A 24,077-nucleotide genomic window follows, 5' to 3' on the forward strand; every position below is an offset into this window, starting at 1 on the left:
CCATGGTAACGGCTTTTTGTCCCGATAGAAACCACCTGTAGCGGCACCATCTGGTAACGTCGCAGCCCAAACAATACCATCAGCACCTTCCTCAACGTCTCGACCACCAAACCCGGCATCTGGGTGCGTGTTGACAACACCAGGACAGATTGCGTTCACAATGATGCCATCCTTCTCAAACTCACGCGCCATTTTGATGGTTAAGCCATTTAAGGCTAATTTAGTGAGCGCATATTCCGAAGCATCCATCCCCATCGACCCACGAAGCAAGCCATAGACCGGATCATCATAGGAACCAGCACCACTTGAAACGTTGACTAACCGAGATGAGCCAGCCTGCTTCAAAAACGGATAAAAAGCTTGAGCCACTCGCCAAGAACCAAATAAATTTGTTTTAAAGATTTTTTCTACTTGGTCAAAATTGGTGTTAACAATGTCAGCAAAGTCGCCAAAATACGCGGCATCGTTCACTAGAACGTCTAGTTGTTTAAACTGCTCTGTAAATACTTTGACCGCAATATCAACACTCTCTTGGCTCGTGATATCCATTAAAAGGCCAGAAGCGGATAAATTTTGATTATTGAGTTCGGCGACTCGGTCGTCAATTTGACTTTGTTGACGAGCTGAAATAATGACATGGTATCCCTTAGCGGCTAACTCCTTAGCAACCTCGAATCCAATGCCATCATGACGTCCAGCACCGGTAATTAAAGCTGTTTTCATATTTGTATTCGTCTCCTTTTTGTTTCCGAATGCACGAAACTGTCACTGTTAATTACTGCATTTTGAAGGCTTGTTCAATGGTTTGAGGATCACGATGGTCAAAAAATTGACTTTTGCCAGTATCTAACTGACCAATTTGTTTCATTTCATCGTCGCTTAATTGAAAATCAAAGATGTCAAGGTTTTCCTTCATCCGTGACTCATGCACAGACTTTGGAATAACAACAATATTGCGCTGAAGCAGCCATCTCAGTATCACTTGACCACTTGTTTTATGATGATCTTCAGCAATGTTTTTTAGAGTTGCATTTGCAAAAATATTTTTTTGTCCTTCTGCAAATGGTGACCATGCCTCTACCTGAACATCTTCAAATTGGTTGAATTGAATTTCCTTTTTTTGTTGATGAAAAGGGTTGACCTCAATTTGGTTCACAGCTGGTTTAATGTTAGTTGTGAGTTCCAAATTTTTAAGCTGATCAGCATAGAAGTTAGAAACACCAATTTCTCGAATCTTACCGGCTTTTTGAGCCTCGGCAAGTGCGCGCCATGCACCGAAAATATCGTTATACGGTTGATGTAACAGGTACAAATCCAGATAATCAAGTCCAAGGTTTGAAAGTGAAGTGTCAATACCCTTCTTGGCTGATTCATACGCGAAATCTGAAATCCAAAGTTTTGAAGTGATAAAGAGATCATTACGATTGATGCCACTTGTTTTAATGGCCTCACCAACGGCACTTTCATTGCCATACGCCGAAGCGGTATCAATTAATCGATACCCCAGCGAAATAGCACTTGAAACGGCTTCCTTTGCGGATCCAGTATCCGGAATCAAAACGCCAAATCCAAGTTGTGTCATTTCAGTACCATCTCTTAACGTGATTGATGGTGTCTTTTCCATACTTGAGACCTCCCTTTTATAACGATTGATGCGCAACGCATTTGTGGTTGATACAATTTTCAACGAAACTATTACCTGCAAAAGCGTGACCAACTATGGTTGAACAGAATGTATGATTTTTTGGTAATAAATTTTCAACAATATTAGTAGTTAATGTTATGAATCCGGCAGAATTAAGCGGTCATAATAGGCTTCATCCAATGGCTTTAATTTCTCTGACTTTCCGGTAAACCATTCTAGAATACTGATCCATTGCACGTGAGTGGCACCACACTAAAAGCTTGTACCGCTCATCATTTGAATGACGTCTCCAGGATGCAACGACCGTAGTGGCCCATCTTTTTCCTGGTACCAACCGCACCCGCCAGTAACTAACAGAATCTGTCCACCAAAGTGACTTGCCATTGGCTATGTTGACCTATTGAAAAATGTGTTTGGTTTGTCTCCACTGCTTCCCATCCCACCTAAACCTTTAGTATCGTGACAAAGGATCATAACCGCCATCAGAAAATAAAACTAGCCACAAAGAACTATCGTCCTCATCACAAAATAGCAATGTTTCAAGAGCATCGATTTCTAACATATTAGAAGTCCCTTCTTTTAGGTAGTCTATTAGTAATCACATTTTTCTGATGACAACGTGGGTACTGCCAAGTCGCACAATACTAACGATTAGAGACTTCTGTCTTATTTATTTTGGTAAGACTTTCATCGTTGCTGAAGTGGGGCCTTCAGCAATCATCGGTGGTAAATATGAACTACCACTATATTTCTTAGAATAGGCCTCACTGATTTGTTGGTTTAGACCCTTATCAGCATCAGCTTTTTCAAATTCAACTTGAAACACATTGCCAGCTAATTTAATGCGACCTGCACCTTGTTTGACCGCCGATTGATACCACCGGGAAGCCCGACCATTCCATGGACGGATATATAAGTTATCACCAACAACTACTGACCATATCCAGGTTGGTGTCCCAAAGGTTTTTCCATCATCATAGAAAGGTGAGACATGAAAATCATCCGCGCGAGCGAAATCCGATAATTGTTTTTGCTGCCATATTGCCATTAATTAGCCTCCTAATCTTTATATGTCACAATTTCATCCAACGGCATCCGTGCCGCTTTAATTTGGTTGATAGGTGCTTCATCATTCACATAACCCAAACCAATGCCGATAATGATATCTTCAGAATCTGGAATAGGCAGATGTTGTCTTAATTCCTGAGGAAATTTGATGTACTGGTAGGCTGGCATTGAGCCTAATCCAGCAGCTGTTGCAGCCACCATGAGGGCTTCACCAAAAGCACCTAAATCATATAATGCCCAATTTGAATACCCTTTTGGTAGCGTTAAATAAACGACCGCCTGTGCACCATAAAGTGCCTCTTCAGCTTGTTGGAAAGTTTCACCCCAAGAATCACCTAACAACTCAGCAATCCCTTGAGTCCACTCAGCCATATTATCTTGTGAGTATTGAGGCCATTTTGTTCTCGCCATTACTGGCAAATCCGAAGCACCTTTTTCTTGGTTAACCACAGCCTCTTTATGAACTGCTCGAATTTTCTCTAGTGTGGCACCACTTGCAACATAAATGTGACCAGCTTGAGCGTTGACCCATGAAGGGGCTTTTTGTGCTGTTTTTAATAGATCGACTATTGTTTGATGATCAATCGACTGATCTGTAAATTGACGAATTGCTTTTCGGTTAATAATTGCTTCTTTTGCGTCCATATTTTTTCTCCAATTGTTATTCTGTATTTTTTAGTCGTTTAATGATGTCCGTTCTTCACTCGTTGTCAGTTGTTCTAAGCCACAGTAATATTGCACAAGCCAGTTTTGAACAGCACGTTGCGATGATGCAGCATGACATCCTCGTACTGGTAGCCCTTGCTTCACAATTGCCTGGGGACAAAGATCTTGAATCTCAAGCTGGCTTGTTCCCATACTGCTGCCCTCATGTGTCGAAAATGGTAGGATCAATTTCCCAGATGTATCATTATCAGTTAAAAATGAGGCAACTAGGCGTGGTAATCGACCAAACCAATCAGGATAGCCGATAAACCAAATGTTTTCAGCTAGATTGTCCTTGGGAACGGCCTGATATTCGGGTAAACTTGACTGCTCGTGTTCCTTCCTTGCTCGAATCAAAGTTTGTTCAAAACTCTTTGGATATGGGTCTTTGGGTTCGATTGGAACAATCTGTGTTGATAAGCACTGATTAATGATGTGCGCTACGATTTCTGTGTTACCCTGTTCTACCGTTTCAGGTAAACCATCGACCATCGTTTCACCATGGTGTGAAAAATACCATATGGTGGCCACGTTATCGCCTTCTTTCTGACTACATAGACACGCGTTTAGCGTCAAACAAATAAATGAGCATCAGATTGTTTTCATTTATTGCCTATATCTTAAAGGCTTGGACAGTAAATTAAAAATGCCTATTAAATTTTGATTCATACCTGCGAAGCATAATTTACAAACTAATGTCGATTATCATAAAAGCATATAAAAACGGTTACATTATAACGACGAACCAAGACGATATGATTATTTTTAAACGCGCCACGATTTTTCTTCATTAAAAGACATAATTCGAGACTTTTATGCCTAAAAAGCATTTGTCTATTTCCATTAGGCATTGGAAATTTAATCGCATGACTCTTAAGATGTATCACATGTTGTCACTTACTTTTTAGAAGCTGATAACCATAACATGAAAGAAGGCTTATGAAATGACAAAATTGGTGTTCTTGGTGCTACAGGACTGTTAGGAACGGCAACAATCAATCACTTGATAGAGCAGGGTGTTACGCCGGCCGACATTGTCGGGTTTTATCGCAACGAAAATAAGACAGCTGGTTTGAAGCAACTCGGTCTCACACTTCGGTACGGTGATTATAGTCAGCCTAGTTTTAACAGCGACACCCTTGCAGGTATTGACCGTTTACTCTTCATTTCTAGCAGTGAAGAAGATAATCTCGTCAGATTGCAAGAACATTTACGCGTTGTCAACGCCGCAAAACAGGCCGGTGTCAGTTACATTGCTTATACTGGAATGGCCTTTCCAAATGACACTTCAATGCCAATGGGAAACGTTCATTTGGCAACGGAATACATGATCAAGGCCAGTGGGATCAACTTCACCATGATGCGTAACTCTTTTTATACAGAAGTTATCCTATCTCCTGAAGAGGTCCAGTTTGAAGTTAAGACCGGCAAGATTTTCAGTAATACGAATGGCGTTAAATTAAACTTTGTCGCTAGGGATGATTATGCAAAAGCAAACGCAAAGGTTCTGACAACGCCGGGGTATGAAGGAAGAACCCTTGAGTTGGGCAGCAACCATCCCTATACTTTCGCCGACATCGCTAGTGATTTAAGCAGTGTAAGTGGGCACCCCATTGAACTGGTGGAAGAACCTGCAGAGCAAATTGAACGTGATCTAACTGCTCTTGGTGATAAAAACGCCCTGTTCTTTTACCAACTGCATGCCGGTTACCAAGATGGTTGGGGTGCTCACATCTCGAATGATCTTGCCGATTTAATTGGTGAGAACAACATCACCACCCCTAAACAAACAATTCAGGACTATCTAAAATAAAAAAGGAGGCGTTCTCTTGGATACTGCGCCAACGAACGCAACAAAAACATATAAAACAGGCCCAATTTTAGCTGCGCTAATCATTGGAGCCTTTGTGTCACTATTAACAGAATCCCTTTTACAAAATGCACTGCCCAGTTTAACCACTGTTTCCCACGTTTCGTACACGACTATTCAATGGCTGCTAACGGCTTACTTATTAGTGATTGGCGTTTTGGCACCCATCACTGGACTGTTACAACAATGGTTTACCACCCGTTAACTTTACTTGACAGCCTTAGGGTCGTTTTTGGTTGGGTCTGTCATTGCGGCAATGTCGACAACCTTTACCATGTTGCTCATTGGTCGTGTTCTAGAAGCTATTGGAACTGGCCTCATCATTCCGGTTCTTTTAAATACTGTTTTAACCATTTATCCTGAATCAAAGCGTGGCGGTGCCATGGGATTAGTGAGTCTTGTCATGACATTTGCACCCGCACTCGGGCCTTCTGTTTCAGGGTTCATTTTGGGTGCTCTATCATGGCGATGGTTGTTTATTCTGGTCATTCCGTTTGTCATTTTGGCAATCATCATTTCCGCCATCTATCTCAAGAATGTCACGACGATCACCCGTCCAAAGATTGATCTGTTCTCCATTGTGCTCTCGACCATTGGCTTCGGTGGCGTCGTTTATGGGTTTGGCAATGCTGGTAATGTCAGTTGGTCAAATCCACAGGTATACTGGCCCCTTATTATCGGTGTGATATTTGTCATTCTCTTCATCTGGCGTCAATTACGTCTGGATGAACCAGTACTAGATTTGAGCACCTTCACCTTCCCAACTTTTGTGTTAAGTATCCTAGTCTTAATTGCATTGATGATGGTGTACTATTCAATGCTGTCGCTGTTACCAGTATTGCTTCAAAATGCATTCTTAGTCACCGCCTTTACAGCGGGGTTAATTCTCTTGCCTGGTAGTGCCACTAACGGGATCATTGCGCCGATCTCAGGAAAATTGTTTGATCGATTTACTGCTCGGGCAGTCATTATTCCTGGTCTTTTGAGCATGATCGTTGCCATGATCTTATTTGTCCGTGTCAGCGCCACCACGGGCATTGCTTACATCATCATCGCACATGTCTTACTGATGGCCGGCATTGCCCTTGCTAACACGCCAAATCAGACAAACGGGATGAACGCGTTGCCGCTGAGTCTTTATCCTCACGGGGCGGCCGCTTTCACCACGATTCAACAGATTTCGGGTGCCATCGCAACAGCATTGTTCTTCAGTATCATGTCTAATGGTGAAAAAGCTTATCTCAGAACCGCTGCTGACCCCAAGAGTCATCACACGATCGTTCTGGCGCTCATTACTGGGATGCACCACGCATTCTATGTGGGCTTAGCAATTTCAATCTTGGCTGTTGTTGTCGCGCTCTTTATTAAAGAAGGACACGCCAACACTGAATCTGTTACTAGCGATAACGACTAGTTCAATTTTTCGTTTCCGACAGTCATACAACGCTGGTGATTACCCTAAATACCCCCTGAACCAGTTTTCCAATCAGTTAAGCACCATCGTCATTCCCCATACTCGTGGTTGAACTTGGCAAGGCCACGACGATCGCACAATCATCCCCTTGCTGTTTCCCCTACTTCGTATCTTTCCCCTTACTTGATGAATACAGGTCAGGAAATAGTCGACCAAGCCAAAAATAGGTCACCCATCACTTTGCCTAATGATGGATGACCTGTTTTTATTTTGCACTATTATTATTTTGCTTACCGAATGCTTCTTTAAAGTAGCGAATAAATTCATTTGTTACCGGTGTGATCACCCGTTCTTTTCGCCAGACTAATACACAATTTGTTTGGATTGCCGGATCGAATGGTAAATAAACAGTGCCTTCCGGTATTCGATTTAAGAGGGCACCCTTAACGACAAGGGCAGCACCGACTTCGTGGTCGACTAAGGGCAGCACATTAAAGGCAAGATTATAAGTGCCAATGACATTCAATGACGCCGCAGGAACATGTGCCCAATTGGCCAGCATTTCCATGATTTCCTGACGACTAGACGCCATAAGCGCAATTTGTGGATATCTTCCGGCGTGATGACCGATTTTTGTGCAAAGAACGAATCCTTTGAGACAAGTAGCCCCCACGTCTCAATTCTGGGTAGTGTTAACGTCGCATACTTTTCAGTATCAACTGGTTCCAAAAGAATCGCAACATCCAAAAGCCCTTATCAAGGCGATCCGTAATAATTTCGCTATTTCCACTAAAAATGTCAAAGGTGACCTGCGGATAATCCGCAACAAAATCCTCTAAAATCATTGCTAGTGTATCTGAATTATCAGCCTCAACACAGCCAATTGAAATATGACCACTAAAGAGTTCGCTTCGCCGATCCTCAAATTCCTGAGTTGTTTGCTGAGTCAGCTGAAGGATTTCTTCGGCACGGCTTTTTAAAAACAAACCAGCATCCGTTAGGGTCAGCTGACGTTTATTACGGATAAACAATTGGGTCTTCAATTCATCCTCAAGTTCTTTTAACTGACGGCTTAGCGTGGGTTGGGTAATATGTAGAACCGCTGCCGCTTGTGAAATATTGCCTTGCTCGGCAATTGTATAAAAATATCGAAGGACTCTTAATTCCATACGAATACTCACTTTCCTATTCCGAAATTTGACGTAATTGATGCTGATATTGATAAAAATCGTAAGCAAATATCGAGGCGGTCACGACTAAAAGAATGCCAGTTGCGGTGCCTAAATTTATTGGCATTAACAACCATGCCAGACCGCCCACGATGAGGATGGTGCCCTTGATCAGGAACCCAGAAACTCTTAATGAATAACGCTCTTTTTCATAAATACTGTTGGCTGACAAGGGCAGGTAGAAAATCACCAGCGATGTAATAATAAAAATCAGCCAAAAAGAATCTAATTCTTCTCTGATTGCCGTCAAGGCGCCGTCAGCATATTCAAACTAATGACAATTAGGAAATGACTATACATCAGCACCAACCCCCTGGTCGACTGCCGATGTTCGATCACATAGTGAATCTGAAGCACATAACTGCCAAAGAGCATCATGACACTTAAAAAAACGACCATCGGAATGAGTGAAAATTGATTTAATTCAAAATAATCTGCCATACTAACGACCGTTTCACCAAACATAATGATTGCTAAAGACTCAAATCGCTCAACCAGATGGGGAAAACTGACCACTTTATTATCAAAATCGACTTTAATCACAATTGGCAAAACGACCCCTGCCGCCACAGCAATCACGTCTAGATTCATCACCATTGGGAAAGTTAACCACCACGCTAAAATAATGATCAAAAGATAAATTGAGGCCACGATCGTAATGACCCGGTAGCATACCGCGCAATAGCCGCACCGCCATCTGTTCGTTTGAATTGCATAAAGTACAACCCAGCAATTGAAATCAACATGATGTACATCGACAGATTAAACGGCAGTACATCTTCGTCCAATCAGCATTGATTGAATTCGTCATGTATAGGGTGCCAATCATATTAACGCCAATCAGAAAATATTCTTGCCACGTTGAATAGCCAAACCGGTTGATGTAGTTAGTCAGATAAAGCCAGGCTTGTACGATGACGAACGACGCAATTAGGTACTCAAAAAAAACACCTAGCGGGATGTATTTTCCCTCATGATCTATAATTTCAGTCAGGTTTGAAACTGCATATACATAAATCAAATCGTAAAACAGTTCGATAAGTCCAACACTTTTCTCTTTTATCTTCATAGTCATCGTCTCTTATAGTTTAGTTATTTTAATCTTAATACTACTATATCACGTGTTATCAATTTTATAATTTTCAAGGTTTTAAAATCGTGAGGTCTTATTTCTGAACCCGACAGTGACGTGCTAAAATGACTGACTTAAAAGTCATTAAGGTAAGGACAGCAAAAAAGCACTAGTACTTTTTTTAAAAAACAAAAGTGTTAGTGCTGAATTTAACTTGTTTGTAGTCACTCAAAACCTATTTCTTTTCAAGCAGATTATATTCTTTATCAGTGACAGGTCGCACCCAGTCCTGCGTTCCTTCAGTAATCGTGATATGGCTGAACCAGCTATGTTTCGTTGCACCATGCCAGTGTGTGACGCCTTCCTTAGTCACGACAACATCTCCAGCCTTCAGTTTTCTTGCAGGTTGTCCGTCTTCTTGATACCATCCTTCTCCCGCGGTCACCAATAGGATCTGATAGCCATTTCGATGGATGTGCCAATAGTTGCGTGAGCCTGGTGCAAAACTAACATGACTGACACCCACACTGATTGTTTCATCGTGGACCAGGCCATTAATGAAGCCATCACCGGTGAAAAATTTAGCGAACGCATCGTTGGTTGACCCAAACCCAAAAACATTATTTTTGACGTCTAATTCGTGTTCTGTCATCAAGAAATGCCTCACTTTCTTTGACCTCAGTTGCATATCACCCAAGGAAATCACTTTACAACATTCTAAACCTAATCATGTATTAGAACTACTTAAAACCTCGAGCGCGCCAGTTGCATGATGGCTGTCGTTCATGCTCTCCAAAAATGACCACGGCCTACTGATTTACGGCTCAAAAATACCATGATATCTAAAAAAACTGACTATTATTTCTGAGTCATAATGACGCATTACCAAGGCAGCGGCTTGCCATCCCGAAAAAATTCACCGGTTGGTCCATCATCCGGAATCGTGGCAGCCCATGAAATACTCTTTGCGCCATCTTCAACTGAACGCCCCATTGACTGGGTATCTGGATGGGTATTCACAACATCTGGGCAAACAGCATTGACAAGAATATGATCCTTTTTGAATTCCTTAGCCATTTTAATCGTTAAGCCGTTAATGGTCAGCTTGGTCAATGCGTATGTTGACACTGGCATCCCCATTGAGCCATGCAGCAGTCCATAAACGGGATCATCATATGAGCCAGCGCCACTCGATACGTTCACGACTCGAGCGGAACTCGATTTTTTGAGCAACGCGTAAAAGGCCTTTACAACGCGCCATGTACCAATAAAATTAGTATCAAACGCTAGCTGAACATCGGTTAAATCGGTACTAACGACATCATTGAAATCGCCAAAATAGGCTGCGTTATTTATAAGAACATCTAATTGAGATAGTTGCGTGCTTAACTTATCGGCAGCACTTTCAACACTGTTATCATCAGTAATATCCATCACTAATCCACTGGCCGTGTACCCTAACGCTGATAATTCAGCCACGCGATCATTTACTTGGTCGTTCTTTCTGGCAGAAACGACGATGTGATACCCTTGCTCGCCTAGTTGCTTTGCAACACCGAAACCAAGACCATCCGCTCGACCGGCGCCTGTAATTAATACTGTTTTCATTATCAGTTCTCCTCATCATCGTTTATAGTAGCATCACTCATGCAATCCTATTCCAGCATGCGCTATTTCCATGAATGCTGGCTATAGTCTAACTTCGGTAATCCTATACGTCTAATACCTTCAGTTATTTGATATATGCTTGTGAAGCATAATAATCGTGGTAAGCTTGAATTGACCTATTACCGACGAGTACTTTAATACTCATGATACGCACTGCTTCAAAGAAAGGACCGCAATCTGATGCTATCAAGTACTGATCTCAGCAACCGTTATTTTACCTGGCTCCAAAAATCAATCTCGTTTGAACAACTCAATCAAACAACAACCAGAATTGATGTGCCCTTCCTCGATTCTTTCTCGGATGAACTGGTCATATACGCAATTCAAAAAGATAACGGTCAATTGATACTGACAGACGATGGCTGGACGTTAGACAATCTTGCAGGAGAAGCGGTTTTCATCGCTCATCCCAGCAAGGAAAAGACGCAATTACATCAGCGGTTAAGGGCCTATGGTATCGTTTGTGAAGATAATGAACTCAAAATTACCACTACGCTTGAGACTTTTGCTCAGCGGATGCACCTGCTACTGCAGACAATAGTGTTCGTAAACGATTGGGCCACGTTGTCTCGATCAACCAGCACAAAAACAACTACTGATTAAATGGCTGTCGAGTGTCGCATGCTGGTCGAAAAGGATTAGTCAACGATGACCCAAGTCAGTGTGTTATCCTTTCTAGTCCATGTTTACAAAATAACGATTAACCGCTGAGTTGATCCTTGGTGACTAATCGTTTTTAATATTTAAAATTATACCAACTGGTCTATATATTAGAAACCAAAAAAATAAGCTTTCCTAATTTGTCTTCATCTGCTTACATCGTTTGACTGCCTTGCCCGCTATGCAGTACCCGATAACGCCAACCGCCAAACAGATGAACGAGCACGCCTAAGACGAGGCCGACGCAGATGGCGGCAATTACCGTCCCGATGCCAACACTGCCAAGTTGATGCAGTGTCACTAAGCAGATACCCAATGAGATAACGACCATGAGCACATCAAACGATACCTTCACTCGCGAGAACGCAATGTGCGTTTTCTCGGCGATCACGATCATGATGCCCTCGCTCGCCAGCGGCATAATATCGGCTGGAACGTAGAAAAAAATCCCAGCCGCAATGAGTATCACACTGATTGCCATCATACCAAGCCGAATGCCCATCAGATGCGGGTTTGGAAAAAGACTCACCATGTCATTGCAGAACGTCGTGAAATAGCCGAAAACAACGCCAACAAGGATCTGCAGCAGATTTCTGGCTTGAAACTGCCTCCGTAATATCAGCATCTGAATGAGCACTAGTCCCGTATGAAAAATAATGGTGGCTTTGCCCATTTCAATCCCCCAAACCACAGTCATCGTGTAAGGTATCGCACTGACTGGCGACACGCCTAAATTGGACTTAACGGATAACGAAATCCCAATCGTCATGATAAATAGTCCCATAAAGTAAAACAAAATACGGACAACAGCATTGTCTCTCTTCATTAAAATAACCCCTTCTCAATTCTCTTAGGAAACTAAATAGCGCGTCAAAAGAAGAACCTTGATCAGCACCAAGGTTCCGATGACGAGCACTATTTTAAAATAAGCTGACTAAAACGTAACCGATTACGCCACCTAATCCGCTTGTTTGATTGCCAGACGAATCAGGCGTTTGATCTGGTCGCCCGTCTTTAGCAATAAATCTGGTTGTTGTCTGGTGGCCGCAATCGTCACCGCACCCTCAGTAGCTGACTGAATAAACTGGCCAAGGTCCTGGGCAACTTCTGCCTTAATCCCAACTTCAATCAACTTTGACGTGTACAGCAGCTCAAGTCGTGAGTACACCTGGGCGCAAGCCGATTGTAATTCCGGTTCATCAATGGTCTCAAGCGCAATCAGACTAATGGAGACGTGATTCAAATGCCCCGAATCCGCAATATCGGCAGCCATTTTTTCAAAGAGCTGGGTAAACGCTTTTGTCGGATCAGGCTCATTTGCGAGTGTGTTTTGCACGCGGTCCTCACTTTGAGCCCCCGCAAACGCAATGGCGGCCTTGGTCAATTCCGCTTTACCATGCGGGAAGTAGTAGTACAGTGAGCCCTTGGGTGTTTGACTAATCTTTAAAATTTCTGATAGGCCAGTTGCGCGGACGCCCTGTTTTTGGAATAACGTCGCAGCTGTCGCAATGAGTTTATCACGTGCTGATTCAGCCATGTTAGTGCTCCTTTCGATTTTTTGATTATAACAACTGGTCTACATAATAGGCCTGATTTTTGTGGGCGTCAATCGTTAATTTAAAATAGAGAAAATATTGAACTGGTCTTATGCGGCTAACGATAGTCATCAATAATGAATCAAATTTAAAATTGAGGGTTTACCAGAAACAATTTCTAGTTTATACGCTTCAAAAACAACAACAGCGCAGTAAGCCAAGATTATTTCTGTGACAAAAACAGTCATTAGCCTCAATAATAACAGGTTTCGAAACTTGTTCCAACTTGAATATCGGACTGAAATTTATGTATATTTTTTTGCTAATATCTTATATAATCAATAGATAGATAAACTACATTTCAAGGAGATTTCTATGCATACCAATCAATCACTTCAAGACCTCTTCAACATTAGCGACAACCAAATTACAACCTATCCTGTTGTCATCAATAATGAACACAAGGCTGATTTTTCTGATGATATGCAAAATCCACTCGGTTATTTTGTACATGGTCAACGCGATAAGTTGCGTGAATATATCGGCTACATCAGTAAAACACCGAAAGCTTATGCCCTGTTGCACCAGCCGTACCCCAAAACTGTTAGAAGCGATTACAAGCTCCAGCCAAATCAGTTAGTCCTCCAATTTGTGAGATATAAATCTCATGATTCATGGTTATTTATCGGCTGTTTTGACCATGAAGAAATCGATGTGACGCCTAATGGCTTCTATAATTATTATCCATTAACGTTGAACGCTAAATTTAGCGAGTATGTTGGCCGATTGGTCGTCCACTACAAACGGCATCAAGGCGATATGGGGCGAATTATTAAAAAAACTGACAATTTCAAACGAATGACTGTGTTGACTATTTTGCCTGAGCCGTATGTAGGCGACTAATAAGTTCACTTTCGAAACCTAAAAAGAACCTCGGCCATCACAGACCAAGGTTCTTTTTAATGCACAATTAAACTACTCAACACCTGTTTGAAGTGAGGAGTCGCTATTAACTAACGCGGTTAAGCGAGAGACAACGCTATCTGCATTTAAGTGTTGACGACGTAATTTTGATTTCACAAATTTTTCATGCTTAAGAACCATCTGAAGTAACCCTGCTGGATCTTTTAACAAGGATAATTTTATTTCCTGTTCATAATTTTGCATCAAATAACTATTTTCGATATCGGATAACATCTGAACTGTAAAACCTAAAAAGATTGCCGCTTCGATTAAGGACAAATGCAACGCTCGACGCGCACTTTTTATATCTTCAGGCTTCAAAAAGTGATATTTATCTCTAAACTGTTGGTAGTCTGAATCAATATTTCGATCTGGATTATCCAGCGGTTCTAAATAAGCCGCCTTATTAGTCACATCCTGACCATCTAAAACCCAGTACTGGTGCGTATTTTTAAAGGGTTCATCCAAGACTCTTGTCGACTCTAAAAGTTCGACAAGGTGGTAAGTTTCTAGGTCTCCAGTCATAATGTCAGTATATTTAAATGTGGAAATCACTTTTACCATCGTTAAAAATCCTCCTAACTAAGTGTAAGCCGGAACCAACTATCGTCCAGATTTTTCTCACGATTATGGAAAGACTCAAACAGAGTTGCTTTATCGTTAACATCAAATTTTACGTAGATATCGGCATCGTTAAGTACCAAAATAAATTCAAAAACATCGTTACCAATTAACCAATGATGCGGACTTGGCCCCCTTGCATACTCAGCTTCACTCAAATGTTCAACTGCCGCCCTTAATACATACCGATATGTCAGTTGATGGTCTCTAAGGTAGATTGCTGTCTTACGATGCAGATTTGATTTGACTTTATGATTATAGTAATCCGATTGAATTCTTGAAATCACAAGCTGAATGATTGTCGATCTAAAATCGTTACGTACCATACAATACTTATCCTATCATTATACAGAAACCTATTATCTTTACTAAGTAATCTGTTTCTGCCTCAGTATTGAATAACTACGTAAACAGTCTTTCGAACAATTTATTTTATCAGCAATAACCATTGTTAACGAGAAAAACAATTTTAGTCCTTAACGTTATGTTCTCTGTAACGCAAAAAAGGAACCCTTAAACATTGGGTTCCTTTGGATGATGATTTGCGCTATTTCAATTTTCAGGACGGTCCTACTTCCGATTAATACCCAAGCTATCCCGTAGCCCCAGCTTCGATCATGCGCCAACCGGGTCACCAAATCAGCAATGCTCTCAACGGCGACATCATGCCCGCCAAATGGTTCACCCTTATGCGTGATTTCATAGTCGGTGCTGCCGTTATCAAACCAGCCAGGCCGAATGATCGTGTAATCCAGGTCAGACGCTTCAATCACATCAGCCGCTTCACGATACGGCCGCAGCACGGGGTTCTGCGATACATTGCCACCGCCAAGCGATGCGGGAATCTCGTCGTAAATGCCCATTGACGTGATGAACGCCAGCCGTTTAACGTCACTTTGATCCATGGCGGCCACTAAGGCCTGCGCCATTGATTTCAAGCTCCCGCTCAGTGCAGCAAAAACGAAATCCTGGCCCTGAAGCGCTATTTTTAACGCTGCCGCATCCGTCACGCTACCCGCGATAGCTGTTTCCCGACTAGTTTCTAATTTACCTAACCAATCCGTGTTCCGCGCCATTAAGGTGAGTTGGTCATCCGTGTGGTTTAAGAAATACCGTCGTGTCGTACTGCCGACCGTGCCTGTTGCACCAATGATTAATACGTTTGTCATGTGCGTGTCCTCCTTGTTTTCACTTGATGATTTAACTATAGTCCCTTCAAGTTACTTTAAGGCAACCACTTTTTAAACAATTTTTCTTTTAATATTGGTGTCCATAATACCACGTGGTTTTCATCTTTCCATGATTTTTGTACGGAATACCCAGATATTTGATACCATGATAAATTTTATAAGTAAGTTTAAAATGATAGCTTGTTTTTGGAGAATAAACATCTTTTACATTGAAATAATAAATATTTGCACCAATTTTCTCGTATTTTGGTTTAATCCAGATTGCCGTCTCAACAGGTTCAAGGTATAAACGATACTTAGTAATCGTGGCAAACCTCCAAAATCGATGCTCACCATATAAGTTAGCAGCTCTTCCATATTTTCCACGCAACACATTCGGTGTTCCATTATGCCATTTTGAAGCGTGGACAGTGACTGCAGCACAATTTAATCCAAACACAAAACTGCAAATAACAATGGTTTCAGTGATGATTCTTCTTTTAACCATAATCTACTCCTAAAAATTTATTTTATATTTTTTCAAAGTTTTAAAGGAAGTAAATACATCTCTTTCCTAATTATCTAAAGAAAGTGCTTGATATTTTTTATTTTTAACAGTAATCATACCCAACCTAAACCTTAATGTATCTCCGCTTCCCTTCTTATCATAAAAGTTATAACCGGTTCCTTCTCGAGTAACATTAAGATGGCTAGGAGAGACATGATATATTCGGTGTCCTGACTCATAAACACTGAAAGTATGAGCCGTGATTTTGAAAGCTTCATATCCAGTCCCCCGATAATAATGATACCAATCTCCCCGAGAAGCAGTTGGTGTCGTATGAGTGTTTTTGCCTGAATTGAAAAAGATTGATTCAAATTAACAGTCACCACTATAACGAAGCTTAAAACACTAAGAATGATCGTCTTGCACATCGCTTTAGTTTTCATTTGTGTTCCTTTCTTATAATAATATTTATTATTAAGTATAGTTCTATTAAGATTAGTAAACAATAATTCATACGATGTTTATTTGAAAACTGATGTTCAAAAATATTTTGATTATTTAAAAATACTCCTTGCCTTCAAGTAACTTCAAGGTCGTAAACTATGCTCTGTAATCAAGACAAACACAAAAAGGAGCACATTAAATATGACAAAAACATGGTTGATCACAGGCGTTTCGAGCGGCTTTGGCCGTCAGCTGACCCAGCAGTTACTCGCTAGCGGCAACACGGTTATCGGAACGGTTCGTAACACAAACAAGATTGCAGATTTGGAAAAACAATATCCAGATACTTTTTTCAGTAAGCTTCTCGATGTCACCGATACCGCAGCGATCCACAAAACGGTCGACGCCGTCTTCAGTGAACATCCAACAGTGGATGTCCTCGTCAACAACGCCGGTTATGGCTTATTCGGGGCGGCTGAAGAACTCAGTGATGCGCAGGTCGACAAGATCATCGGGACTGACTTGACCGGTTCGATTCAAATGATTCGCGCCGTACTCCCCCACTTCCGCGCGCAAGGCCACGGCCGCATTATTCAGATTTCATCTTACGGTGGCCAAGTTGCCTTTCCCGGCAATTCCATGTATCACGCCGCTAAGTTTGGGATTGAAGGCTTCGCTGAATCTGTTGCGCAAGAAGTGAGTGCCTTTAACATTGGCGTGACGATTGTCGAACCTGGTGGTGCTCGGACCGAATTTCGGTACGGCAGTGCCCAGGTTGCTGATGAACTCCCCGCTTATGAGGCAACCCCGCCCACGCATTTAAGAAGATGCTGGACCCAGCTAACGGGTTAGCACCTGGTGACCCAGCGCGGATGGCAACTCGCATCATTGAATCTGCTGACCAAGAACCGGCACCGTTGCGGATGGTTTTAGGGTCTGACGCCCTGACCAACACGATTGCCACCCTGGAGAAACGCATTGCGGATTATAAAACACAAACGGCCTTAGCTGCCTCAACCGACTTTCCCGCTGGTGAATAGCACATAAAGGATGCGCCAAAGCCACGATGGCAGTGGCGCGTCTTTACCGTTTCATCAAATGTTTTCGACAACTGTCATTAAACGCTACATTCCTAACAAATAGTATTATAATAGAACAAACGAGGTGACCACAATGAACATTAAAGAAGCAAGCGAACGCACCGGCGTTTCATCCGCCGCCATTCGCTACTACGAAAAAGAACTGCTGATTCCCGCCATCGACCGCAGTGAGACCGGTAACCGGGAGATCGACAACCGCATCATCCGCCGCATCAACTTCGTCAAACAAATGCGAGCAGCCGGCATGAGCATCGAAAACCTGCGCAAGTACATCCAACTCTTCGACTCACAAGAAGAAAATGACCAGGAGCAGCAAGACCTCCTGCGCGAACAACTCACCGAAATGGAAGAGCGCCGCGATGACCTGCAGGCTGCCATCGACCACCTGCACTTCAAGCTGGATCATTTCTATGATCATATGAAGACGACCGAGTCTGAGATGGAGGCGTTGGAGCGTGAGCACGACGCTAAGGTTGAGGATGAAACAAAGTAAGCAAGCTCGGACAAGTTAATATTATACAAAACACCAAGGCTTCCATATGGAGGAAACCTTGGTGTTTTTGTATACTTTTGACTATTAGGAAGAGCAAACCAATCTAGTCACGTTGTACTAAACAATGACTAATTGAACCAATTTCAAGAATGCCATACAAAGATGAAACAGTTTTTACTGACTACCTTCTAAATTAAAGGAGATATTGTTATGTCAAAAAACAATCAAATCACAAAACAGTTCAACTTCACCATAGATGCGCAAGTTGCAGAAAAAGCAGAATCCATTATGAGATCAGCGGATATAAGCCCAGAATCCCTCATAAAGCAACTCTATTCTCAAATTAGCGAAACGGGAACCATCCCTTTTAATCCTAAATCAACAGTAAATAATAACGTCATTTCCAAGTTGACCAAGGCTAGTTATGAACGTGGCCAGCGGGTTAAAACACAAAAAGAAATCGACGCGTTTTTTGATGATGATGGCGGGTATTAACCGCCATCATATCGATTGTGTTCCTTACTAAAATGAACAAAATCTTTAACGTAACAAAAAGACCCATGCCAGCAAAATTGACATGAGCCTTTTTTTAAATGCTTATTTCTCAACAATCAGCAACGACTTAATCGCTTCTCGCTGATCCATTGCATCGTAAGCAGCCTGAACATCATCCAACGCAAACTGTTTCGTAAACACCTTGCCTGGGTTGATCTTCCCATCCAAAACAGCCTGCAATAATTCAGCTTTATCATAAGTGGTGACGGAAGCAATCCCGCCTCGCAGACCAATGTTGCGCCAAAACAGATTGTTAGTGTTCATTTCAGCCTTTTGTGGGACACCGACCCGGCCAACAACTGCGCCTGGGCGGCCTACTTTAACGGCAGTGTCCACGGATTGTTCTGTACCGACACATTCCAGTACGGCATCCGCACCGCCATCCGTCAGTTCCATAACCTTCGCAACAGCATCGTCGCCACGTTCAGCGATAATGTCGGTAGCACCAAATTCTCGTGCTAATTGTTGGCGGTCTTCATGACGGCTCATCGCAATGATCCGCTTAGCCCCACGGAGTTTTGCGGACAATACACCACAGAGGCCAACGGCACCGTCACCCATCACAACCACCGTATCGCCGGCCTTAACTTCAGCGGACGCTGCAGCGTGATAGCCAGTTGCCATCACATCAGCCAGTGTCACAAACGAGTTGAGTTGTTCATCAGTGTAATCGCTTGGTTGCCCAGGAATCTTAATGAGCGCCCAATCAGCACTGGTAAATCGTAAATATTCAGCTTGGAACCCAGAACTGCCCATTTCCTTAGCGTTTAAACAGTTGCCATCAAAGCCTGCCAAACAAGCGGCACAGTGGCCACAGCCGTGAGTGAACGGTACGATAACGAAATCGCCCGCCTTAACGTTTTTCACGTCAGCACCGACTTCTTCGATCACGCCAATGGCTTCATGACCCACCGGTGTGTTGTGTGGCCGTTCCGAAATCCCGCGGAACCACCAGAGGTCTGATCCGCACACACTAGCACGGACGACGCGAATAATGCGTCGGTTGGTTCTTGAATCGTTGGTTTCGGTAAGTCTTGAATCTCAACTTTTCCTGGTTCGATAAATACTGCTGCTTTCATGGCATATTGCCTCCCTTTATTTGATCACAGGGATTACTGTAAACCTTAAAGTCCACATTAAGGCAAGCGTTTTTTTGATTTCAAACAAAAACGTGTGCAGTAAGATCTGAGCACCTGAATTTTCTAAAAGCAACAACTTTAAAATAGCCTTTTAAAAGTGATTCCGCTTGTTCACCAATTTGAAATCGAGTTCTTCCTTCAATCGCTCCATTTCACGTTGCACTTCTTTTGCAAAGAGTGGATTTTGTAAATCCTTAGCAAATAAGTCATCCACATCGACTAGTCTGTTTCATTTTTCATAATTGGTCACCTTTTCTAACGGATTACGCTAATTTACCAAACGCCAAATTTACCGCATGGTTATCAATAACTCATTTAAACACTGTTAGTTTACCTTAAGTTCGTCATCCTCATTGAAACTAATTATCCTAAATCATCTGACTCTCCGGATCCAACACCAGCGATTCAGCCAGCAAAATCTCATTATAAACTTCATAAACATACTCGGACTTCACCAAATGCTGCTTGGCCACATGATACAAATACGCGCGCTCCTTATCAAACGCCTGCATCAATGCTCGCCGCTGTTCCGTGCTTTGAATACTGGTCAGCACATCGCGATGCAACGTCACATTGCCGCCAGAAATGATGTAACGAATTGCCACGAACTTGGTCGCGCAGATCATAGATCACAATATCCTTGACCAAATCGGATAAGTTCATTTTCTTCACCTGTTTAATGCCAATCTCAACAGCGCGTTGGCGCAACCGCTGGACATAGTACGCGCGTTGATGTTCATCCCAATCCACTGGTAATAACCAGTGAAACAGGATCGTCGGCACCAGCATACTCAAAATGATAACCACCGTTTCAACGAGGATAATCTGGTTAAACGTGGCGGTTGAAAACTGACTCGTGAGCGAAAAGGTCATTGCCAGCGTGACTGTCCCATGGACCCCGCCGAACGCAAACAATATCGCGCCACGGGTCGACCGGTCGCTAATGGCCACCTTAGCGTACCCAAAACGGCACACCCATAAAACACCATAGACCAGAATGCCCATCCATAGCCAATTTAACGATGACGTTAGCAAGTGGACATGTGCCGACCCAATTCTGCCCAGACTAATGCCAAGAATAACAAACACGGCACTGTTGAGGACCGTCGTTGCGAAATTTGTGATCACCACGCCAAGATGCATTTGGTTGGGTGACGAAAACCGACTGCGTGTGGCCTCACTATTGCTGACAAGACCGGCAGTAACGACGGCAATGATTCCGGAAACCCCAATGACTTCTGCCAAGCCGTAAATAACAAACGGTGTCAGCACGTAGATCAGCGTTTGGGACGACACCACATTCATTGACGAACGCACCAGCCACTGCCGGAACGTCATGATCATCAATTCGATAAGACCGCCAAACAAAATCCCGCCACCAGCGGAAACGACTAACTGTCCAAGGTCCTGCCAAACGTTTAACCGCCCAGTACTGACCCAGATCAATCCGGCTTGCAGTAAGATCAGGCCCGTTGCGTCATTAAAAAGCGCTTCCATTTTTAACGGTGTTTTGATGCTATTTCGAAATTGGCGCCCTGTTGTGACTGACTCAAGAGCGGTCGCATCCGTTGGCGTACTGATGGCGACCATCACCAACGCCAATGGAAACGACAGCGCAAAACTGATTTTTAAGACAATTGTTGCTAAAACGGCCGACAAGATTGCTAACACGACCGCGGTACCGATAATGCCGCAAACGCGCTTTTCCACGAACTGAATGGGCGTCCGCTGACCTTCAAAAAACAGCAACGGCGCCAGGATCAAAATCATAAAGATGTCACTGTCAAACGAAAGCACGTCCTTTTGCAGCGCTGGAATGAACGCCACCACGACACCCACAATAATGTTCAAATAATTGCTTGAAATCTTCGGCACCAGTCGCGCCAGAATATCACTCACGGCCACTGCCAGCATAATAATAAACGTTGACACAAAGAGTCCCATTGTCCACACCCCCGATTGTTCTCTGACTCTTATTTTACGCATCTGTCACGCCAATTGCGACTGAGACGGCTGTAACTAACAAAAAAACGTTGAGCTCAAACACGATGACGTATCTGAGCACAACGTTTCGATGCAGTAAGCGCTCGCCGTTGTATCAGCAAGCTCTTTTTTGTGGATCTTTCAACGACAACGACCTTGAACTAAGCGCCCGCCTTACCCACGCTTGCCAAGTTCGAGATGATCCAAAAAATGTGAATAAGCAATAGCTAAAACTGCGCTGACAGCAAAAGTGCCAACTAATAATTTTTTCATGGTGGTACCTCCTAAACATAACCTAATCTAAGTTGTGACCATTTTAACTGCACCCTCACCAGAAACATGCGAACGGCTCACTGGTTAGGGTGTTGAACCCCTCACTTTTCGTTCATTTTCGTTAGACGATGCCATCACAGGCTGGTCACTAACCGGTGATGGCTGTCCCATTTAAAATACCAAGTGACTCGTATCCGTCACGAGACCCACTGGCACTTAAACTGAAACATCGACCCAACGATGATGAACATGTCAAACCGTTAAAGTCATTTAGTTCAAAGTACAACTTTAACTGATTAAAATTGTACCACGAAACGCTAAATTTCCAAATTGTGACGACCATATCCGGTGCTTTTTTATTTTATGACAAGTACCCCAGGTCAGATAACCACGTTCGAACCCGCTGCTCAGTTTGATTCCCAGTGACACCGGATAGGCCAAGACCCTTTAACACAGTCATCCCTGGTACTGCCTGTGCGAACGCCTGCTCATACTGACCGGCCGTGCCAGCGTGCGTGTAAAACGGGATCAGCGTAGCATCAGTTGTTGCAATGGTCTGTAGAACTTGTAACACTGGGGTCGAAGGCGCGCCAGACCAAGTTGGCCCGCCAACAAAAATGGACGCGTACTGACTAAAATCAGGTAATGGGCCCATCAATTCCGGCAATTGCCCGGTCTCAATTTGGCGCTTCGCCGTGTCAGAAGTCGCGTACATATCGTCTGAAAACGTCGCGCCCGGCACCTTGATTTCGTAAACGTCGCAATCGATAAACTGACTGATCATCGTCGCCATCGACTTGGTGTTACCCGACCATGAATAAAAAACAACTAAATTTTGTTTTGTCATTTAAATCCCTCTTCCAGTTTACAATCGTTTGATCACCTTTGCGGGAGACCCAACCGCAACACTATTTGCCGGAATATCCTTCGTAACGACTGCGCCCGTCCCGATGATGGCATTTTCACCAATGGTCACGCCGGGTAAGACGCTGACTCTGGCACCCAACCACGCGTTTTTCTTAATTGTGATTGTCCCAGTCTTGATCACGCGAATATTCTGGGGTTCATGATTGACCGTAAACAACCCAACCTCTGGACCCATCATTACCCCGTCTTCAATCGTAATTGTGCCCAGGGACATCATTGTCAGGTGATGGTTCGCGTAAACATTTTTACCCAGGTGAACAGTGTTGCCGCAATCGATACTCATCGGCGGCGTGAAAAATGTGCCGTTTTGCATTTGACCGTGCAGCAACTCATTTTCAAGCTGTTTGATTCTGGCTTATCTGCAGGGTCAGTTTGACTAATCGCCCAGCATAGATGATTACACCGGTCAATTTCACCGTGCACTTCTCGTTGATAGTCCGCGTCGCGAATATCGTATGACTGCCCTGTCCTTAACGCTTCAAAAACTGTCATTACACTCGCACCCTTTCTATTGAATCGTCTTAATGACACGCGCTGGATTCCCAGCGACAACGGTATTTGGTGCCACGTCCTTTGTTACCACCGCCGCTGTGCCGACCACCGCGTTTTCACCCACGGTAACTCCTGGTAAGATCGACGCGCCAGCACCGATCCACACCCCGGCTTTAATGGTGATCTTTTTACCGATCAGAATACTTCGGTCCTTAAGATCGTGGTTATTGCTAACCAGTTGAACATTGCCGGCAATTTGAACGTTGTCACCAATCTCAATGCCGCCAGCTGCCATGAATAGCGCGTTAAAATTAATGGTCACGTGATTGCCGATGACAATATTTTCTGGTCTGACAATTTGGACGGGCACCGCCACCGAGCTATCGGTCCCAATGCGATCTTGAAAAATTTGTTTAAGAAGCGCATCAGCATCTTCGGTCATAGGCATGGTGTGGTTGTACTTAAAAATCAACTGCTGGTCAGCAACAAATTTCTGCCGGTCCGCTTCAGTATTTTGTTTCATATCAATAATCCGGTCTGTCAT

At 43.2% G+C, this 24,077-nt stretch carries 28 protein-coding genes and 3 pseudogenes; 9 read left to right on the forward strand and 22 right to left on the reverse strand.

Features of this window, described 5'->3' with window-relative positions:
- The 5 genes from JCM11969_RS09960 to JCM11969_RS09980 all read right to left on the reverse strand — a co-directional run.
- Positions 1-723 (reverse strand): SDR family NAD(P)-dependent oxidoreductase (locus tag JCM11969_RS09960; RefSeq protein ID WP_054710947.1); only part of this gene is annotated, 723 nt, incomplete at its 3' end.
- Positions 724-775: 52 nt separating this feature from the next.
- Positions 776-1,624 (reverse strand): aldo/keto reductase, encoded by an 849-nt coding sequence (locus JCM11969_RS09965; protein WP_054710949.1) that lies wholly within the window; start codon positions 1,622-1,624, stop codon positions 776-778.
- Positions 1,625-2,315: 691 nt separating this feature from the next.
- The gene (locus tag JCM11969_RS09970) at positions 2,316-2,693 is read right to left on the reverse strand and encodes a DUF2255 family protein (RefSeq protein ID WP_054710951.1); all 378 of its coding nucleotides are present in this window, start codon (positions 2,691-2,693) and stop codon (positions 2,316-2,318) included.
- An 11-nt stretch (positions 2,694-2,704) separates the two neighbouring features.
- Positions 2,705-3,358: a nitroreductase gene (locus JCM11969_RS09975; RefSeq protein WP_054710953.1), complete on the reverse strand. Its 654-nt coding sequence runs from the start codon at positions 3,356-3,358 to the stop codon at positions 2,705-2,707.
- 30 nt (positions 3,359-3,388) lie between these two features.
- Positions 3,389-3,949 carry a flavodoxin gene (locus JCM11969_RS09980; RefSeq protein WP_054710954.1) on the reverse strand — a complete coding sequence of 187 codons (561 nt, stop codon included), beginning with the start codon at positions 3,947-3,949 and terminating at the stop codon, positions 3,389-3,391.
- A 421-nt stretch (positions 3,950-4,370) separates the two neighbouring features.
- Between JCM11969_RS09980 and JCM11969_RS09985 the strand changes: the two genes are divergently transcribed.
- From JCM11969_RS09985 to JCM11969_RS09990, 3 genes are read left to right on the forward strand one after another with little or no spacing between them, the layout of a single operon-like run.
- A complete protein-coding gene (locus JCM11969_RS09985) occupies positions 4,371-5,231 on the forward strand; it encodes an NmrA family NAD(P)-binding protein (protein WP_082409277.1) in 861 nt (286 codons plus the stop codon).
- A gap of 16 nt (positions 5,232-5,247) precedes the next feature.
- Positions 5,248-5,493: a hypothetical protein gene (locus JCM11969_RS19045; protein WP_202813395.1), complete on the forward strand. Its 246-nt coding sequence runs from the start codon at positions 5,248-5,250 to the stop codon at positions 5,491-5,493.
- A gap of 6 nt (positions 5,494-5,499) precedes the next feature.
- A complete protein-coding gene (locus JCM11969_RS09990; RefSeq protein ID WP_225353231.1) occupies positions 5,500-6,702 on the forward strand; it encodes an MFS transporter in 1,203 nt (400 codons plus the stop codon).
- A 265-nt stretch (positions 6,703-6,967) separates the two neighbouring features.
- Here JCM11969_RS09990 and JCM11969_RS17145 read toward each other — a convergent pair.
- The 6 genes and pseudogenes from JCM11969_RS17145 to JCM11969_RS10025 all read right to left on the reverse strand — a co-directional run bounded on the left by JCM11969_RS17145 (position 6,968) and on the right by JCM11969_RS10025 (position 10,611).
- Positions 6,968-7,871, reverse strand: a pseudogene (locus JCM11969_RS17145) (LysR family transcriptional regulator).
- A gap of 16 nt (positions 7,872-7,887) precedes the next feature.
- Positions 7,888-8,181, reverse strand: coding sequence for a hypothetical protein (locus JCM11969_RS10005; protein ID WP_054710960.1), 294 nt, complete (start codon positions 8,179-8,181; stop codon positions 7,888-7,890).
- Positions 8,178-8,642, reverse strand: a complete 465-nt coding sequence (locus JCM11969_RS19895; protein WP_082409279.1) for a low temperature requirement protein A — start codon at positions 8,640-8,642, stop codon at positions 8,178-8,180. The genes JCM11969_RS10005 and JCM11969_RS19895 overlap by 4 nt, the downstream gene beginning before the upstream one ends.
- 28 nt (positions 8,643-8,670) lie before the next feature.
- Positions 8,671-9,006 carry a low temperature requirement protein A gene (locus JCM11969_RS20430; protein ID WP_082409281.1) on the reverse strand — a complete coding sequence of 112 codons (336 nt, stop codon included), beginning with the start codon at positions 9,004-9,006 and terminating at the stop codon, positions 8,671-8,673.
- 232 nt (positions 9,007-9,238) lie between these two features.
- Positions 9,239-9,655: a cupin domain-containing protein gene (locus JCM11969_RS10020; protein WP_054710966.1), complete on the reverse strand. Its 417-nt coding sequence runs from the start codon at positions 9,653-9,655 to the stop codon at positions 9,239-9,241.
- Between the two features lie 230 nt (positions 9,656-9,885).
- On the reverse strand, positions 9,886-10,611 hold the full coding sequence (locus JCM11969_RS10025; RefSeq protein WP_054710968.1) for an SDR family NAD(P)-dependent oxidoreductase: 726 nt from the start codon (positions 10,609-10,611) through the stop codon (positions 9,886-9,888).
- A 240-nt stretch (positions 10,612-10,851) separates the two neighbouring features.
- Between JCM11969_RS10025 and JCM11969_RS10030 the strand changes: the two genes are divergently transcribed.
- Positions 10,852-11,274, forward strand: a complete 423-nt coding sequence (locus tag JCM11969_RS10030; protein WP_054710970.1) for a DUF1828 domain-containing protein — start codon at positions 10,852-10,854, stop codon at positions 11,272-11,274.
- Positions 11,275-11,485: 211 nt separating this feature from the next.
- On the opposite strand, the gene JCM11969_RS10035 is transcribed toward JCM11969_RS10030, so the two are convergent.
- Both JCM11969_RS10035 and JCM11969_RS10040 read right to left on the reverse strand, forming a co-directional pair.
- Entirely contained in the window at positions 11,486-12,157 is a 672-nt protein-coding gene (locus JCM11969_RS10035) for a YczE/YyaS/YitT family protein (RefSeq protein WP_054710972.1), read from the reverse strand.
- A gap of 132 nt (positions 12,158-12,289) precedes the next feature.
- Positions 12,290-12,868: a TetR/AcrR family transcriptional regulator gene (locus tag JCM11969_RS10040; protein ID WP_054710974.1), complete on the reverse strand. Its 579-nt coding sequence runs from the start codon at positions 12,866-12,868 to the stop codon at positions 12,290-12,292.
- 373 nt (positions 12,869-13,241) lie between these two features.
- Here JCM11969_RS10040 and JCM11969_RS10045 point away from each other — a divergent pair, with 373 nt between their 5' ends.
- The gene (locus JCM11969_RS10045; RefSeq protein WP_054710976.1) at positions 13,242-13,769 is read left to right on the forward strand and encodes a hypothetical protein; all 528 of its coding nucleotides are present in this window, start codon (positions 13,242-13,244) and stop codon (positions 13,767-13,769) included.
- A 72-nt stretch (positions 13,770-13,841) separates the two neighbouring features.
- On the opposite strand, the gene JCM11969_RS10050 is transcribed toward JCM11969_RS10045, so the two are convergent.
- The 4 genes and pseudogenes from JCM11969_RS10050 to JCM11969_RS10065 all read right to left on the reverse strand — a co-directional run bounded on the left by JCM11969_RS10050 (position 13,842) and on the right by JCM11969_RS10065 (position 16,127).
- The gene (locus JCM11969_RS10050; protein ID WP_054710978.1) at positions 13,842-14,393 is read right to left on the reverse strand and encodes a helix-turn-helix domain-containing protein; all 552 of its coding nucleotides are present in this window, start codon (positions 14,391-14,393) and stop codon (positions 13,842-13,844) included.
- A 14-nt stretch (positions 14,394-14,407) separates the two neighbouring features.
- Positions 14,408-14,776 (reverse strand): hypothetical protein, encoded by a 369-nt coding sequence (locus JCM11969_RS10055; RefSeq protein ID WP_054710980.1) that lies wholly within the window; start codon positions 14,774-14,776, stop codon positions 14,408-14,410.
- A 244-nt stretch (positions 14,777-15,020) separates the two neighbouring features.
- Positions 15,021-15,619, reverse strand: a pseudogene (locus tag JCM11969_RS10060) (NAD(P)H-binding protein).
- 88 nt (positions 15,620-15,707) lie between these two features.
- On the reverse strand, positions 15,708-16,127 hold the full coding sequence (locus JCM11969_RS10065; RefSeq protein WP_054710982.1) for a hypothetical protein: 420 nt from the start codon (positions 16,125-16,127) through the stop codon (positions 15,708-15,710).
- 645 nt (positions 16,128-16,772) lie between these two features.
- Here JCM11969_RS10065 and JCM11969_RS10075 point away from each other — a divergent pair.
- The 4 genes from JCM11969_RS10075 (at position 16,773) to JCM11969_RS10085 (ending at position 18,659) form a co-directional block, all read left to right on the forward strand.
- Positions 16,773-17,423, forward strand: a complete 651-nt coding sequence (locus JCM11969_RS10075; RefSeq protein ID WP_225353232.1) for an SDR family oxidoreductase — start codon at positions 16,773-16,775, stop codon at positions 17,421-17,423.
- Positions 17,399-17,611, forward strand: coding sequence for a Rossmann-fold NAD(P)-binding domain-containing protein (locus JCM11969_RS19055; RefSeq protein WP_225353233.1), 213 nt, complete (start codon positions 17,399-17,401; stop codon positions 17,609-17,611). The genes JCM11969_RS10075 and JCM11969_RS19055 overlap by 25 nt, the downstream gene beginning before the upstream one ends.
- Before the next feature lie 133 nt (positions 17,612-17,744).
- Positions 17,745-18,164 carry a MerR family transcriptional regulator gene (locus tag JCM11969_RS10080; protein ID WP_054710985.1) on the forward strand — a complete coding sequence of 140 codons (420 nt, stop codon included), beginning with the start codon at positions 17,745-17,747 and terminating at the stop codon, positions 18,162-18,164.
- Positions 18,165-18,374: 210 nt separating this feature from the next.
- Positions 18,375-18,659: a hypothetical protein gene (locus JCM11969_RS10085; RefSeq protein ID WP_054710987.1), complete on the forward strand. Its 285-nt coding sequence runs from the start codon at positions 18,375-18,377 to the stop codon at positions 18,657-18,659.
- A 102-nt stretch (positions 18,660-18,761) separates the two neighbouring features.
- Here the strand turns inward: JCM11969_RS10085 and JCM11969_RS10090 are convergent.
- From JCM11969_RS10090 to JCM11969_RS20110, 5 genes and pseudogenes are all read right to left on the reverse strand, one after another.
- Positions 18,762-19,798 (reverse strand): annotated as a pseudogene (locus JCM11969_RS10090) (zinc-dependent alcohol dehydrogenase family protein).
- 558 nt (positions 19,799-20,356) lie between these two features.
- Positions 20,357-21,802, reverse strand: a complete 1,446-nt coding sequence (locus JCM11969_RS10100; RefSeq protein WP_225353234.1) for a cation:proton antiporter — start codon at positions 21,800-21,802, stop codon at positions 20,357-20,359.
- Between the two features lie 673 nt (positions 21,803-22,475).
- Positions 22,476-22,961, reverse strand: coding sequence for a flavodoxin (locus JCM11969_RS10105; protein ID WP_054710991.1), 486 nt, complete (start codon positions 22,959-22,961; stop codon positions 22,476-22,478).
- 18 nt (positions 22,962-22,979) lie between these two features.
- The gene (locus tag JCM11969_RS20105; RefSeq protein ID WP_156319333.1) at positions 22,980-23,354 is read right to left on the reverse strand and encodes a DapH/DapD/GlmU-related protein; all 375 of its coding nucleotides are present in this window, start codon (positions 23,352-23,354) and stop codon (positions 22,980-22,982) included.
- 195 nt (positions 23,355-23,549) lie between these two features.
- A complete protein-coding gene (locus JCM11969_RS20110) occupies positions 23,550-24,077 on the reverse strand; it encodes a DapH/DapD/GlmU-related protein (RefSeq protein WP_054710993.1) in 528 nt (175 codons plus the stop codon).

This window comes from Secundilactobacillus paracollinoides DSM 15502 = JCM 11969 (genome assembly GCF_001311135.1).
In the GTDB taxonomy this organism is placed as follows: Bacteria; Bacillota; Bacilli; order Lactobacillales; family Lactobacillaceae; genus Secundilactobacillus; species Secundilactobacillus paracollinoides.

Excerpts from the sequence above, each read along its gene's own strand:
- JCM11969_RS09965 (WP_054710949.1), bottom strand. The coding sequence starts at position 1,624 with ATGGAAAAGACACCATCAATCACGTTAAGAGATGGTACTGAAATGACA.
- JCM11969_RS09970 (WP_054710951.1), bottom strand. The coding sequence starts at position 2,693 with ATGGCAATATGGCAGCAAAAACAATTATCGGATTTCGCTCGCGCGGAT.
- JCM11969_RS09975 (WP_054710953.1), bottom strand. The coding sequence starts at position 3,358 with ATGGACGCAAAAGAAGCAATTATTAACCGAAAAGCAATTCGTCAATTT.
- JCM11969_RS20430 (WP_082409281.1), bottom strand. The coding sequence starts at position 9,006 with ATGACTATGAAGATAAAAGAGAAAAGTGTTGGACTTATCGAACTGTTT.
- JCM11969_RS10020 (WP_054710966.1), bottom strand. The coding sequence starts at position 9,655 with ATGACAGAACACGAATTAGACGTCAAAAATAATGTTTTTGGGTTTGGG.
- JCM11969_RS10025 (WP_054710968.1), bottom strand. The coding sequence starts at position 10,611 with ATGAAAACAGTATTAATTACAGGCGCCGGTCGAGCGGATGGTCTTGGT.
- JCM11969_RS10030 (WP_054710970.1), top strand. The coding sequence starts at position 10,852 with ATGCTATCAAGTACTGATCTCAGCAACCGTTATTTTACCTGGCTCCAA.
- JCM11969_RS10035 (WP_054710972.1), bottom strand. The coding sequence starts at position 12,157 with ATGAAGAGAGACAATGCTGTTGTCCGTATTTTGTTTTACTTTATGGGA.
- JCM11969_RS10040 (WP_054710974.1), bottom strand. The coding sequence starts at position 12,868 with ATGGCTGAATCAGCACGTGATAAACTCATTGCGACAGCTGCGACGTTA.
- JCM11969_RS10045 (WP_054710976.1), top strand. The coding sequence starts at position 13,242 with ATGCATACCAATCAATCACTTCAAGACCTCTTCAACATTAGCGACAAC.
- JCM11969_RS10050 (WP_054710978.1), bottom strand. The coding sequence starts at position 14,393 with ATGGTAAAAGTGATTTCCACATTTAAATATACTGACATTATGACTGGA.
- JCM11969_RS10055 (WP_054710980.1), bottom strand. The coding sequence starts at position 14,776 with ATGGTACGTAACGATTTTAGATCGACAATCATTCAGCTTGTGATTTCA.
- JCM11969_RS10065 (WP_054710982.1), bottom strand. The coding sequence starts at position 16,127 with ATGGTTAAAAGAAGAATCATCACTGAAACCATTGTTATTTGCAGTTTT.
- JCM11969_RS10075 (WP_225353232.1), top strand. The coding sequence starts at position 16,773 with ATGACAAAAACATGGTTGATCACAGGCGTTTCGAGCGGCTTTGGCCGT.
- JCM11969_RS19055 (WP_225353233.1), top strand. The coding sequence starts at position 17,399 with ATGCTGGACCCAGCTAACGGGTTAGCACCTGGTGACCCAGCGCGGATG.
- JCM11969_RS10080 (WP_054710985.1), top strand. The coding sequence starts at position 17,745 with ATGAACATTAAAGAAGCAAGCGAACGCACCGGCGTTTCATCCGCCGCC.
- JCM11969_RS10085 (WP_054710987.1), top strand. The coding sequence starts at position 18,375 with ATGTCAAAAAACAATCAAATCACAAAACAGTTCAACTTCACCATAGAT.
- JCM11969_RS10100 (WP_225353234.1), bottom strand. The coding sequence starts at position 21,802 with ATGGGACTCTTTGTGTCAACGTTTATTATTATGCTGGCAGTGGCCGTG.
- JCM11969_RS10105 (WP_054710991.1), bottom strand. The coding sequence starts at position 22,961 with ATGACAAAACAAAATTTAGTTGTTTTTTATTCATGGTCGGGTAACACC.
- JCM11969_RS20105 (WP_156319333.1), bottom strand. The coding sequence starts at position 23,354 with ATGCAAAACGGCACATTTTTCACGCCGCCGATGAGTATCGATTGCGGC.
- JCM11969_RS20110 (WP_054710993.1), bottom strand. The coding sequence starts at position 24,077 with ATGACAGACCGGATTATTGATATGAAACAAAATACTGAAGCGGACCGG.